Source organism: Mesobacillus maritimus (genome assembly GCF_019749255.1).
GTDB classification, from domain to species: Bacteria; Bacillota; Bacilli; order Bacillales; family Cytobacillaceae; genus Mesobacillus_B; species Mesobacillus_B maritimus_A.
On record NZ_JACWFH010000009.1, the window covers coordinates 272,499 to 285,466 of the forward strand.

Below are 12,968 nucleotides of genomic sequence, written 5' to 3' on the forward strand. Positions count from 1 at the left end.
TATTACAGTCCTATTGTGAATGTTGGAGGTTTTGTCGAAATGTATTTTTTTATATCCACTATTTTCCTACTATTCAGCAACGTTTCGACAATATATAATCCTTTTGATAGGTGAATACTTTTTGGGAGGAATGGGAATGTGGCGTATTGGTAGGTTCGTTTTATGTATGGTTTTAATAATGAGTTTAGTGCCTTCGGTTGGTTTTGCTTTTAGCGACCAAGAATTAGCTAACTTCTTAAAAACAGAAAAAATAACTGAGGAACAACTAAACGAACATCTATTGCGGTTTTATGAAAGCTCTGTTGAGGAATTAGAGTCTATTGAAGAAATCGAATATATGCTTGGGGATAAAATTACCTCAGAGAACTTAGCAGAACTTTTGAATTATTATGAGTTGGATAGCGAAGAAGATTTGGTAGCTTTATTGGTTGAAAGCGGTGAAATGCAAGCAACTGATAACATCCGCGATATTTTTATCTATATCGATGCTTTAGATATGACAGTGGATTCAAATACTGGTACTCTTATTGCCCCTGAAAACCTCCAAGAATTACTAGATGAAAATGGTTTAACAATTGAGGACCTTAAGACCATTTTTACAGATAACGAAGATTCTATTGATAACTATAAGTTTATTGAAGACCTTGAGGACATGCTTTATGTATATGGGCGCCCCTTAAATGATCAAACGTTGCAACTATTACTTAGCGATTATGGACTTACGTTAGAGCAATTGAATGCGATACTAGCAGAGAATGATGATTCTCTTGAAAACTATGATTCTATTGATGATCTTGAGTATGCGTTACTAGACTATGGAACGCCGATTACCGGGAGCAACTTGCAGGAACTCTTAGAGACTTATGAGTTAACTAGAGAACAGTTAGATCAATTACTAGCTCAATATGATGATGCAATTGAAAACTACGAAACAATCGATGAGCTATATTTTAACCTTATTTTTTACATGATTTTAGAAGAAGATTCTGGGGAGTTATTAAATGATCTAGGCATCGGCCTTAATAAAGAGGAGCTTGTAAACTTGGTCAAGCACTTCCTTACGATTGATTTTATGGACCCTAATTTTATGGAACAAATAACCGAAATTGAAGCTCGCTTAGCTGCTTTTGGTGAGTTCGAGAGTGCGAATGATTTAACGCCAGAGCAAATGACTGGAATGATCAATCTTTATCACGAGATGATGAATCTATTTGGATTTGAAGCAAAGTACTATCTTGTTAAAGGGGATGACAAAATTGCCCTTACCGAACAAGAGGCGCTAACCCTTGAAAATACAAATGGCTACGATTTAATGATTGAGCTTTATAATCTACAGGGTGAATTCCTAGCAGACATCATTCTTACAGCAGACCTTTTCGGTTCTGAGTTGATTGATAAAATTGGCGAAAAGCTTGATGTTGTTAAAACCGTTCCTAAAGAGGCCGCGGTTAGCACCGAGGTCGTTAGAACAGTAAACGGCGGAAAGCTACCAAATACAGCTGGAAATTATGTCGAAGGCCTTCTTGCAGGACTAGCTTTAATACTCATTGGTGGACTCTTGTTCCGTAAACGAACTGTGAAGCAATCATGATAAAAAGATTGGGGCTGGTTGTTTCAATCGCTCTAATTGGAGTTGGCTTATGGGTCTTTATTGGGAATCTTACTCCCTTGTTTGCGGGAAGTGACTCTACTAAAGTTGAGAAAGCCGAGTCACCTGTTGAAGAGAAAACCGTTCCTGCACCCAAAAAGCGCGATTCCCAGGACCAAGTTCTCTATCCAATACGTCCGGAAATAGGGGATAAAATGGGTGAACTTTATATTCCTAAACTGGATGCTACCCTCCCTATTTTCCATGGGACTGATGAAGACGAGCTTGAAAAAGGCGTCGGGCATTTTGCTGGTAGCGTCCTACCGGGTGAAAACGACAATTCGGTTTTGTCTGGACACCGTGATACTGTATTCCGAAGACTTGGTGAAGTGGGAGAAGGAAATTTACTAGTAGTACGCACGACGGCTGGAGAGTTTGTTTATAAAGTACGGGAGGTTCGAATTGTTGATGCCGACGATCGGACAGTAATCGTACCGACGCCAAAGGCAACTTTGACTGTTACGACCTGCTACCCCTTCCAATTTATTGGAGATGCGCCTGAACGCTATATTCTGGTAGCGGACTTGATAAAGGATAATCAAAAAGACTAGAACATTTTTTATTAAATTGTGGGTCCATTTACCCGACATGTACTTAGGCGTGTCGGGTTTTTTATGGGTTAGTAGAACCTCGTTCGTAGATAAGTGGCTCTATGGAAAAAGGAAACAATAACCTACTTTACCTTTTCCCCTATGCCAACGATAATAAGTTAGCAGAGAGATACAATCCTAGTTGATTTTTTATAGATAACTAGAAAAGGGGTCGAGGAATGAAGAGTTTAAAAAGGGGCTTTTTGCTTGGCTTGGTGATGATGTTAATTTTGCCGGTTCTATCAACTTTACCGGTTCAGGCATCTGGGGAACCAGTTTTACGGGTATCGTTAAGAAATTATCTTGGGAACGTAAAGGAAATTACTTTATATCCCGAAGTAGACTACTCGACTAATTTAGGTGATACAAAGCTCTTAGCGAAACAATCGTACAAGCTTATCATTAAAAACGGAACCATTGTTGTTTTAAATGGCACGGAAGAGTTAGGCAAGACAACTTCGCTTGAGGTGAAGCCGCTTGAAGGTAATGGTCCAATTTCAATTAATAATCGTCCCTATTTAGGCACGTTTGAGTTTTCAATAGACAAATCTGGTTATCTTCGACCTACTAACACTATCGGACTAGAAGACTATTTAAAGGGTGTTGTGCCTGCGGAGATGCCAGCATCATGGAATATGGAGGCTTTAAAAGCTCAGTCGGTAACCGCGCGCACGTATGCAATGGGGTATCCAAACCGAGTAATCGATGATACTCAAGGCTATCAGGTTTACGGTGGTTATGCTTGGCATGAACGCTCAACAGAGGCTGTTCAAGCCACACAAGGTCAAGTGATTACCTATAGTGGCAAATCGATTGGTAGTGCCGCTTTATTTTCATCAAGCAATGGTGGGGAAACGGAGTCCAATGTGAATGCATGGGGAACAGCTCCACTCCCATACTTGGGCATTAAAGAAGACCCCTATGATTCAAAAACACCTTGGAGTTTTGCTGTAAAAAAACAACAGATTGATGTTACGAAGCTTGATCTTACCAATGCCGATAAATGGTGGAATACCACTAAAGAAGCAGAACAAACGGCTGTCATCAACAATATGAAACTATGGTTGAAAGCGAATGGCTTTGCAGGAAAAGACATCAAAATTGCGGCAGTCCCTTCTATTTCATTGCATGCACCAGGTTCTGGAGGAAGAGTCACTAAAGGCAGCATCACGATTGAGTTTTTAGTAAAAGACCAAGGAAAAGCAACCTTAAATCGCCTTGAGATTAAGGATAGCGATGCATCTAAGGTGCGTTCAATCGTTGGGACGACATTGATGAAAAGCTATCTCGTGAACAAAGTGGATACAGCTGGGGATACAATCCAAGCGACTGGCGCTGGATTTGGACATGGAATTGGCTTAAGTCAATATGGAGCAAAAAAAGCCGGTGAGTCAGGAAAAACGTATCAGGATATTATTGGCTTTTATTTTGATAAAACAAGTGTAAAAGCTCTTTACAACGTAGCTCCGGTAAAGGTTGATGTTAAGCCGGCCCCTGCTCCAGTTGCGCCTGCGCCCACTCCGGTTGAACCAGAACCAACTCCTGCTGATTTGGCACCGGTAAAAGTCACTCCAGTGGTGGATTCTGTGCAAGCACCAGAGAAAATAAAGGATACCCAAGCGCCGAAGATTGGAACTGTAAAAACTTCATTTGATTCGAAAACCAATAAGGTGAAGTTAAATTTCACGACGAACGAAGCTTCGAAAGTGACCGTCTATGTTAAAGATTCAAAAGGAACGATTTTGAGCTATCTGCTAAGGGATGCTCAAAAGACTGTTGGAGCTCAGACGGTAACATGGGATGCCTCCAAACTGAATAATGGAGGTTATAGTTTTGGTGTTATTGCTATTGATAGTAGCAATAATCGAGGTTCTGCGTTGGTTCCTTATACTTTAAACAAACCAAAGACTGTTGCCGTTTCTAAACCAGTAGCAAAGGATACTAAGGCTCCAACTATTAAAACTGTAAAATCCTCCTTTGACTCAAAAAAGAACCAAGTAAAACTGAGTTTTACTACAAACGAAAAAGCAAAGGTTACTGTTCTTGTAAAAGATGCTAAAGGAAAAGTAGTAGGGACTTTATTAAAAGATGCTCAAAAGGCTCCAGGATCTCAGTCTATGGTCTGGAACGTGAGCAAGGTGAATAACGGAAAGTATTCCTTTGTGGTAACAGCCATTGATAGTAGCAATAATAAAGGAACGGCTACAAGTGCGTATACACTGAACAAACCGAAGCCTGCTCCGAAAAAGATGACAGGCAAAGTGAAAGCTACCACTTTAAATATCCGTTCAACTGCATCTACCAAAGGGAAAATTGTTGGTACGGTTAAAAAGAATCAGACTGTTACGGTCCTACAAAAGACTGGTTCTTGGTATAAGATTCAATATGGAAAGAAGACTGGATATGTGTCGAGTCAGTATTTGACGAATGTTAAGTAAGAAATAGTGTGGATTTGGAACCGGCGTCTGGGGACGCCGGTTTTTTATTATCCATCCTAGGATGGCTCCTTTTCCAAGTAATATCTCTACCTTTTTATACATACATAAATAATACTGCTTGTTCATATATTTTCTAAACATACATCTCAGGTTAGGAGGAGCTAGAATGCGAAGACGGCGAGTCCCTCCCATTGTATTTCCCGCAATCGTTCTTTTAGTAATTGTTTTAATACTTTTCGGAATTGGTTCATGGTTGTTTTCGAGTAACCGGGGCGTCGAAGAAGTGGTTGAAGACTTTTATGCATACGAAGCCGATGGAGATTTCGCCAGTTCTTGGGAGTTGCTACACCCTTATATGCAAGAGCGATTCCCCAAAACCTCCTACATGCAGGACCGTACGCATGTCTTCATCGGCCATTTCGGAGCTGAGACCTTTACCTACACAATTGGTGAAGCTGAAGAAATGGAAGGGTGGAAAATGGAAGAAGGGCGCGAACCGTTCGAAACAACTTACAAATATCTCGTAACCCAACATTATCAAGGGAAGTATGGAAGGTTTAATTTCCAGCAAGAAGTATTCGTGGTCGAACACAAAGATGAGTGGAAAATTGTCTGGGATTACAATCAATAAGCAAAAAAGTGCCTGACCCCTAGCCTGTTATAGGAGGTCGGCACTTTTATTATGATTTTTATTAATAAAACGTTTGATTAATAAGGTTATTGATTCAGGTGAATTTTTACTGCACAGGCCTTTCTGAAGCAATGGGACTGGTACCTTTTTTCATGATAATCCGCTTGGATGCAGAGCTTAGAAGAACAAGAACGATTGAACAAAGGACTGCTGAACCTAGCATGGCTAACCCGTTCATGACTAAGGAATACTTAACCGGTGACATGCCTTCTGGAGCATAGTCACCCCAAAAAACTACACCGGCAATAAAATGCCAGAAATACCTTGCAAGACTTCCTACAAACACCGCTAGTACGACCCAAAGGGAGACAGATAATTTGCTCCCTTTTTGCAATGCCTTTTGTATTACAGGATGGAAAATTCCCGCAACCCCAATGAAAGCAAAGGCAATGAAATACTCAATTAGAAATTGAATAATGGATAAAAAGTAAAAATTCCCTGTAGTAAGCTGTAATAACCCCCAAAGAAAGCCAGAAATAAAACTAACTTTTAATCCCCAGCGGAAGGCCAAGATAAAGATTGGTACCATCGAAAACGAAACGGTAACCGCAGGCGCTATTGTAATCGATGGCAACAAATCCAATACCATCGCAATGGCCGCAAAAAAAGCTGCCTCAATCAACGCGACTAACTTAATTTTTTTCATAAAAAATACTCCCCCTGTTTTGTGATAAGCAAACCTCAAGGGGAGTACATTCTTCTCCTAATAATAACGAATGAACTCATAATAATTCCACATCCCTGCGCTAGCATTAACTAACAGGTTCAAAGGGTCTAAACAGTTTCTAAAACTGTTTACTCTCAGCCAAAAGCTCCCCTTGTGGTTTTGCTTGTATTCGATTTGAATTTCCATTTCATTGTATCTTAATAATTCCTAGTGAGCAACAGTGATTTTTGTTTTTTACGCTTTCTCAAAGCAGTTCTTGGCCATTTAAAATAATTTTACCCCATAGGCATCTAATATCGCTTTAGGTACAAAAAATCTTGCAGTCATTAATGGGTCGACGATTTGTGAGACCTGTACTTGTCCAGCTGCGCTAAAGAGCATAGTTAGCTCCGCTAGGGTTAAGTCAGTATGCGGAAGCAGGGTATCAACGAAAATTTCCACCGCTGCTTTTGCTGCTTCATCAAGCGTCTCTTTTGAAACAATGACTGCTATGCCTTCCTCGTTTTCTACGAATGGAAAACGAATGCTCTTCTCTTTGATCACTTCGAGTGTCACAGTAACTTTACCAGGAATTTCAATCCCAGAGACACCGATTTCTCCATCCCCCATTGCTGCATGTAAGTCGCCGAGTCCGAATAAAGCCCCCTCTTGGAACACTGGGAAGTATAGGGTAGCACCTGTTGTGATTAAGGTTGTATCCATGTTTCCGCCATGTGCTCCAGGAGTTCCGTTATTAACAGGAGCATCTTCTGGTGCCACTCCAATAACGCCAATCATTGGGTTTAGCGGCAAAGAAATACGATTGTTAAATACGGCTTTTCTATCTACGATTGGAATCACTTTTACCGTGAATTTATCGATCCGGTGCCCCATAATCCCCAATCCTGGACCTGTTGACAGCAACCCTTGATCCGCCAGTTCAATGTTATCAATCCTCACCTTTAAAATATCCCCTGGCTGTGCTCCTTCAATAAAAATCGGACCTGTGGCTGGATTAATCTGATTCCAATCCACGGTATTATAAGGTGTATCTGGTGATTGGATCTGGTTTTGAAAACAATCATACGTCTCAATGGTAACCGTTGATCCAGACGAAACTGTCATAGCAGGTTGATTATCTTTACTAAACGCATAGAAATACTTCTCGGTTGTTACTACATTCCCCATACAAAGCACCCACTTTTAAAAGAATATGAATTTTATAACAATAGTTTAACATATATCGCTAAGAATACTTATTTTGGAGTGCTTTCTGTTAGAATGGGAGAAGGTTTTTAAAAGGAGTTAAAACATGTTTTCATACATTGAATTTAAAGGAAAAAAGCTTGTAGTAGCAATCAGCCATTTTCTGTTTCTCCTCTATATTGCAATTGCCGCAGTACTATTGTTTTTCAGCTCTTACCGACAGGAAGTGAGGTTTGGCCGGAATGAGGCTTTTACAGAATATAACCTAGTTCCGTTCCAAACAATTATGAACTATATCAATGCCACAGGATACATTAACACGAGCATCGTCATTACAAACCTTGCTGGGAATATTCTAGCTTTTATGCCGCTCGGTTTCTTTCTCCCCCTTTTATTTAAAAGATACTTGAAATTTAGAAATACGATTTTCGTCGTGATCGCCTCGACCTTTTCGGTAGAGTGTTTACAGTATTATTTTCGAGTTGGAAGTTTTGATGTGGATGATCTTATTTTGAACACGGTTGGTGGGATACTTGGGTTTGGAGTTTTCAAGCTTGTTTCTCTGGTTCTGAAGCTGTTTATTCGTTAGTAAGTGACCTGTGATTTTTGGTAACTAGAGAACAGTATCTACCTATTTTACGGATTCGTTGTTATCCCACAATCTTTGGGTGGTGGCTGTTTTATCGTTACCTTTCTATCAATTTTCTCTTAAGTTTGGGTACATTGAGTGCTCCAACGTTACCTTTTTACCTTCTTCTCTTGGGGATTGGGCACGTTGGCTGATCCAACGTTCCCGTTTTACCATTTTCGCCTGGGGTTTGGGCACGTTGGCTAATCCAATATTACCGTTTTACCATTTTCTCTTGGGGATTGGGCACGTTGGCTGATCCAACGTTCCCGTTTTACCATTTTCTCCTGGGGTTTGGGCACGTTGGCTGATTCAACGTTACCGTTTTACCATTTTCGCCTGGGGTTTGGGCACGTTGGCTAATCCAACGTTACCGTTTTCTCGTTTTCTCTTGGTGTTTAGGCACGTTGAACCGCTTCAGCATGATATTTTATAAACTCGAAGATTCCTTTGCCGCTAAAAAAGGTTCGGAAGCACCTTCCGAATGCTTCCGAACCCCCTCGTAAAAATCGTCTATTCTCCTTTAATCTCAAGCAACTTTTGTCTTAGTTCGTTTTCCATATTGGCTAGTTCGTGTTCGGCTTGGCGGCGTTTGCTGCGACCTTCTTGTTGGATGCGCATGGTTTCCTCTAGTGTGGTAATTAGGTTTTCTTGTGTTTTCTTAAGGGTTTCAATGTCTACCAAACCGCGTTCATTTTCTTTCGCAGTCTCAATGGTATTACTTTTAAGCATTTCAGCATTTTTCAGCAGCAATTCATTGGTTGTTTTCGAAACCTGCTTTTGAGCTTCAACCGCATGCCGCTGTCGAATTAACGTTAATGCAATGGCAACCTGATTTTTCCATAATGGAATCGCAGTCATAATGGATGACTGAATTTTTTCTACTAGCGCTTGGTTGGTGTTTTGAATCAAGCGAATTTGCGGTGCACTTTGAATCGTAATCTCGCGGCTTAATTTCAAGTCATGAAGGCGTTTGTCCAAGCGATCGGCAAACTGAATCATATCATTCACTTCTTGGAACTTCATTTGGTCATTCGTTGACTGTGCTGCTCGCTTCAATTCTGGAATGGTTTTATTATTCAGTTCTTCTAGCTTTAATTCGCCTGCCGCAATATAAATATTCAACGCATTAAAATATTCTTTGTTGTTTTCATACAGTTTTTCAAGCATACCGATATCAGATAAAAGCACATTTTTGCTACGGTCTAGTTTTACGCTAATTCGGTCAATTTGAGCACTTGTTTTTTGGTATTTCGAAAGGACTTCTTGTACTGATTTCGAAATCTTTCCGAATACCCTTCCGAAGAAGGACGTTTTCTCCTGTCTAAGATCATCCGGAGTCACTTCTTGGAGACGCTTCATTAAATCATTGATAATGTCACCGACTTCCCCGACATCCTGCTTTTGCACATGCTCCAGCATCGTATGCGAGAACGTTAACAGCTTGCCTTGCGCTTGAGTACCGTAAGAAATCATTGCTTGATGGTTTTTCGGGTCAATTTGCTCCGCAAGTTGAATCGCTTTTGCTTTGTTTTCTTCAGGAATGACATCAATCAAGCGAACAGGTCTTGCGTCCTCTGATTGTTTCGTAGGCTGAGGTTGTAGCTGTAGCTCCGGACTATTATCCCCAAACGGATTCGCAAGCAAATCATCCATGACATGATCTGTATTTTTTAATAAATCGGGATTCTTTTCACTCATTCCTTGAACCTCCTGTCATTGTTTTCTCGGCTTACTGGAATCTTTATTTCTTCTTTTTTATCAACTTTTGTATTAATAAAATATCTCGGACCAGAGGATTCTGTTTGTTCAGAAGCTACTTCTGATTTTCCTTCTAGGTTTACATTGCGTTCCTCAGAAGACACCTTTTTTTCCGACTTTATCATATTGCCCGCAATTTCTTCCTTTGAACCTTTCCCAGTGTTAATCGAATACTTAGCCACATCAATTTCAAAGTTGAGATTGTCAATATCGTTTTCTAATACATGATAAAGATCCTTTTCAACTAGTTTGCTCATCTCTGACAACGTAGAACGAGTTTCTGCCAAAGACCATTCAATTTCACGGTTTCTTTTCGGTTGCGTAGAGAGAAATGCATATTTTTCTGTCAGTTCAAGCACTGAATCTAAATGAGAAAAATAAAACCGTTCTGCCTGGTAAAATCGTTTTGGTTCTCGCTTGGTCATATTATAGATTTTTCGAATGACCCGAAGCAGTTCGACTCTTTCTTTTAAAGAAGGAAGATGACGAATGGAAAACAGTGTTTTATGCAAACGTGAGATTTTTTGCTTTGCTTCCTCAAGATTTTTCTTTATATAGCGATATTCTTTCCGAGTGAGTCCATTTTTCTTAAGAAACTGAGACCCTGTATATAGAGAGGCTAGCCAAAATATAAGTGCCCCACCTGCCAAAGAAATTCCTGAAGAAACCCAAAATGTATTGTTTAAAGTAAAAAAGCTGACAATCCAAATCATGATCGCAGACGGGATGGTTACCGCCGATCGAATCAGAAAAGAAAGAAACGGATTCATGAGTATCGACTCCTTACATATGCTTCCTTTGTATTCATACGAATGAAAAGGGATGATTGTTTCGTTTACGGAGAATTTTTTTAAAGCTCTTACCCTTAAATTCAACAATACACGATAATTTCCCTCTTTTCCACAGGCTAAAATGGTACAACACTCTAGGTCTGTAGACGTAGATGCACTTTTTTACCCCTTAAACTCATCTGGTACTATTTTCCTGTTTTTGATTATTTTTTGAAAATTCATTGTTTTAACAGGAGCATCTACCTATTATTAAAATAAGGCACTTCAACGAGGGACACGCTCCTTGCCTGCCAAAAGCAAACTTGCACCCACAGTCTAAAGCAAGCCATCAATCAATTTACAAATAGCACCACCTCAATCTTTTAAGGAGGTGATTTACAGTGAAAATGGTTCAAAAAGAAAAAAACGTAAACACCACTAAGATTGTCATCAATACAATGATTCTTGTATCTACTATCATGTTCGTGACAAGAGGATACAAAATATGGGATATAACCCTATAGTCTTTGGAAATTGGAGAAGTTTGAACATAACTTCTCCTTATTAATCATATAGCGAGTGATTATTATGCCTTTGAAAAACATCTATTTACGTCTATACATTTTTTCTATTTCGATACTCGGAACAGTAGCCTTTCTATGTTCATTTTCCCCGGTAAGTTTCTCACACCCCATATGGCTAATGATATTCGCTTTAACCACTGCAGTAATCCTGCTTAACCATTTCCACATACAACTCCCTCCGAAAGGGAACACGCTCTCGATGGATTCTGCTATCTTTTTAGCAAGCCTTTTTTTATTTGGACTTAACATTACCTTGCTGGTCTTATTATTTAATTCCATTATTATCGCCTTTTCACAAAAAAATAGTGTTTGGTGGAAACATGTTCTTAATTTCGCTAATTACACCCTCATGATTGTGTTAGCTTATTATAGTTTTGTCTCTACAGGTGGAGAAGTCGGGAGTGCCTCCCTAACAACCCTTTTCCCCTACATTATTTCTTTGACTATTTATTTACTAACCAATATCCTATTGGTCGCGGTTTTTTTCTTGCTATCAGCAACTGATCGCATTGTGCCAATTTTAAAAGATATGTTTAAGGATACGATTACAACCTATACATGCACTCTATTTTTATCTATGATTCTGGTTATTCTAATCAATGCACAGAGCTTTTTCGGTTTATTTCTTTTTAGTTGTATCTCTCTCCTGTTAGCACAGACGTTTAGACAAAACTTTAAATTATACAAGGCTGTTTCTCATAAAGCGAATATCGATGAACTTACTGGTTTGAATAATCACGGATATTTTAAAGAGCAGTTAGAATTAGAGCTATTCGTTGCCATGAAAACTGAAGCGACTTTATGCATCGCCATCCTTGATATTGATGATTTTAAAAAATATAATGATTTGCACGGCCATCTTCAAGGGGATGAATTACTGAATGAGTTTGGAACCTTGTTGAAAAATGAGTGTGGGAAGAAAAAGTATAGCGTAGCTAGGTATGGAGGAGAAGAGTTTTCCATCATCATGCCAAATACCCTTTTAGTGGAGGCATTCAGTTTTATCGATAATCTTCGTAAATTAACCAATGCTACGCCGCTTGACGGAGTAGAAATATTGCCACACGGATGTTTATCCTTTTCAGCTGGGATCGCCCAATGGGATAAAGGGTATAACAGTGCAGAGTTATTAAATAAAGCGGATCAAGCCTTATATAAAGCAAAAAACCAGGGAAAGAACCATGTCCAATTTTACAATCAGCAGTCGGAATACCTAACCCAGCAGTCTACAGCCAACTAATAGCAGGTTCTATTGCCATTCAATCTCTTATTACTTAGTTATTTCATTGAAATGGTTAAAATGAATGATAGTATTAGAGGGAGCTTTAAAAATTGGCTAACTGATAAGGCTAGTTAGCACAAATTTGTAGGGAGTGTACATAAGTTGACACGGTCAGAAAATAAATATACTACACAAAGAATCAATACCTATGAAGTCGTTGTAGACAATGTGTCTCTAGCAAACGGGGAAGAAAAGACTTTCTCTTATCTCCAAGTTACAAACGGCGTCTGTATTCTTCCTATTACGGACGAACATCAGATCTTATGCTTGAAGCAATATCGCCATCCTTTTAAAGGCATGCAATGGGAGCTTCCTGTAGGGATTATTAATCAAAATGATGCTTCCCCACTCGATGCTGCAAAGCGTGAACTTGAAGAAAGAACTGGCTACACTGCCGAACATTGGTTAGACTTAGGCAGCTTCTATCCTTCCCCAGGATCCACAAGTGAGGAGGTTTTCCTATTTGCGGCTGCTGGATTACGTGCTACCAATCAACAAACGGAAACGAGCGAGTCAGTGGAGTTTGAAAAAATCAGCATGGAAAAGCTAAAAACTTTAATCACAGATGGAGAGTTTAACCACGGTGCTGGACTTGCCACGGTGTTGAGGTATAAGTTTAAAACGGATTGATTGAAAAGCGGAAGCGCCTGGAGAGGGACTAAGCACCTCAGCTGGACAACTCTCAGTTTTTTACTTAATAACTAAAGAGCCTCCAAAAAGTCTT

13 protein-coding genes and 1 riboswitch are annotated in these 12,968 nt (G+C 39.6%); of the genes, 8 read left to right on the forward strand and 5 right to left on the reverse strand.

All coding sequences use genetic code 11. The features are described 5' to 3' along the window. Nucleotides 1-136 precede the first annotated feature (136 nt). From H0185_RS09910 to H0185_RS09925, 4 genes are all read left to right on the forward strand, one after another. Nucleotides 137-1,591: a processed acidic surface protein gene (locus H0185_RS09910; protein ID WP_221873331.1), complete on the forward strand. Its 1,455-nt coding sequence runs from the start codon at nt 137-139 to the stop codon at nt 1,589-1,591. Beyond that, nucleotides 1,588-2,199, forward strand: coding sequence for a class D sortase (locus tag H0185_RS09915; protein WP_221873332.1), 612 nt, complete (start codon nt 1,588-1,590; stop codon nt 2,197-2,199). Before H0185_RS09910 ends, H0185_RS09915 begins: the two co-directional genes overlap by 4 nt. Nucleotides 2,200-2,417: 218 nt before the next feature. Further along, complete coding sequence (locus tag H0185_RS09920) at nt 2,418-4,676, forward strand: SpoIID/LytB domain-containing protein (protein ID WP_221873333.1); 2,259 nt, start codon at nt 2,418-2,420, stop codon at nt 4,674-4,676. A gap of 166 nt (nt 4,677-4,842) precedes the next feature. Next, complete coding sequence (locus H0185_RS09925; RefSeq protein ID WP_221873334.1) at nt 4,843-5,307, forward strand: hypothetical protein; 465 nt, start codon at nt 4,843-4,845, stop codon at nt 5,305-5,307. 106 nt (nt 5,308-5,413) lie between these two features. Here the strand turns inward: H0185_RS09925 and thiT are convergent, their stop codons facing one another. Both thiT and H0185_RS09935 read right to left on the reverse strand, forming a co-directional pair. Next, nucleotides 5,414-6,013 (reverse strand): energy-coupled thiamine transporter ThiT, encoded by a 600-nt coding sequence (thiT, locus tag H0185_RS09930; RefSeq protein ID WP_221873335.1) that lies wholly within the window; start codon nt 6,011-6,013, stop codon nt 5,414-5,416. A 75-nt stretch (nt 6,014-6,088) separates the two neighbouring features. Then, nucleotides 6,089-6,196: riboswitch (TPP riboswitch) on the reverse strand. A gap of 102 nt (nt 6,197-6,298) precedes the next feature. After that, the gene (locus H0185_RS09935; RefSeq protein WP_221873336.1) at nt 6,299-7,201 is read right to left on the reverse strand and encodes an acetamidase/formamidase family protein; all 903 of its coding nucleotides are present in this window, start codon (nt 7,199-7,201) and stop codon (nt 6,299-6,301) included. A gap of 124 nt (nt 7,202-7,325) precedes the next feature. Here H0185_RS09935 and H0185_RS09940 point away from each other — a divergent pair, with 124 nt between their 5' ends. Further along, nucleotides 7,326-7,808 (forward strand): VanZ family protein, encoded by a 483-nt coding sequence (locus tag H0185_RS09940; RefSeq protein ID WP_221873337.1) that lies wholly within the window; start codon nt 7,326-7,328, stop codon nt 7,806-7,808. A gap of 552 nt (nt 7,809-8,360) precedes the next feature. Here the strand turns inward: H0185_RS09940 and H0185_RS09945 are convergent. Then, entirely contained in the window at nt 8,361-9,548 is a 1,188-nt protein-coding gene (locus H0185_RS09945) for a toxic anion resistance protein (protein ID WP_221873338.1), read from the reverse strand. After that, nucleotides 9,545-10,378, reverse strand: coding sequence for a 5-bromo-4-chloroindolyl phosphate hydrolysis family protein (locus tag H0185_RS09950; protein ID WP_221873339.1), 834 nt, complete (start codon nt 10,376-10,378; stop codon nt 9,545-9,547). Before H0185_RS09950 ends, H0185_RS09945 begins: the two co-directional genes overlap by 4 nt. Before the next feature lie 401 nt (nt 10,379-10,779). On the opposite strand from H0185_RS09950, the gene H0185_RS24260 reads away from it, so the two are divergent. Continuing rightward, entirely contained in the window at nt 10,780-10,902 is a 123-nt protein-coding gene (locus H0185_RS24260) for a hypothetical protein (RefSeq protein ID WP_281427598.1), read from the forward strand. Between the two features lie 81 nt (nt 10,903-10,983). On the opposite strand, the gene H0185_RS09955 is transcribed toward H0185_RS24260, so the two are convergent. Beyond that, nucleotides 10,984-11,130 (reverse strand): hypothetical protein, encoded by a 147-nt coding sequence (locus H0185_RS09955; protein WP_221873340.1) that lies wholly within the window; start codon nt 11,128-11,130, stop codon nt 10,984-10,986. A 31-nt stretch (nt 11,131-11,161) separates the two neighbouring features. Between H0185_RS09955 and H0185_RS09960 the strand changes: the two genes are divergently transcribed. After that, entirely contained in the window at nt 11,162-12,202 is a 1,041-nt protein-coding gene (locus tag H0185_RS09960; protein WP_221873341.1) for a GGDEF domain-containing protein, read from the forward strand. A 144-nt stretch (nt 12,203-12,346) separates the two neighbouring features. Next, entirely contained in the window at nt 12,347-12,874 is a 528-nt protein-coding gene (locus H0185_RS09965) for an NUDIX hydrolase (RefSeq protein WP_221873342.1), read from the forward strand. Nucleotides 12,875-12,968: the final 94 nt, after the last annotated feature.

Coding starts and splice junctions, on each gene's coding strand:
- H0185_RS09910 (WP_221873331.1), top strand. CDS start 137: ATGTGGCGTATTGGTAGGTTCGTTTTATGTATGGTTTTAATAATGAGT.
- H0185_RS09915 (WP_221873332.1), top strand. CDS start 1,588: ATGATAAAAAGATTGGGGCTGGTTGTTTCAATCGCTCTAATTGGAGTT.
- H0185_RS09920 (WP_221873333.1), top strand. CDS start 2,418: ATGAAGAGTTTAAAAAGGGGCTTTTTGCTTGGCTTGGTGATGATGTTA.
- H0185_RS09925 (WP_221873334.1), top strand. CDS start 4,843: ATGCGAAGACGGCGAGTCCCTCCCATTGTATTTCCCGCAATCGTTCTT.
- thiT (WP_221873335.1), bottom strand. CDS start 6,013: ATGAAAAAAATTAAGTTAGTCGCGTTGATTGAGGCAGCTTTTTTTGCG.
- H0185_RS09935 (WP_221873336.1), bottom strand. CDS start 7,201: ATGGGGAATGTAGTAACAACCGAGAAGTATTTCTATGCGTTTAGTAAA.
- H0185_RS09940 (WP_221873337.1), top strand. CDS start 7,326: ATGTTTTCATACATTGAATTTAAAGGAAAAAAGCTTGTAGTAGCAATC.
- H0185_RS09945 (WP_221873338.1), bottom strand. CDS start 9,548: ATGAGTGAAAAGAATCCCGATTTATTAAAAAATACAGATCATGTCATG.
- H0185_RS09950 (WP_221873339.1), bottom strand. CDS start 10,378: ATGAATCCGTTTCTTTCTTTTCTGATTCGATCGGCGGTAACCATCCCG.
- H0185_RS09955 (WP_221873340.1), bottom strand. CDS start 11,130: ATGTGGAAATGGTTAAGCAGGATTACTGCAGTGGTTAAAGCGAATATC.
- H0185_RS09960 (WP_221873341.1), top strand. CDS start 11,162: ATGGATTCTGCTATCTTTTTAGCAAGCCTTTTTTTATTTGGACTTAAC.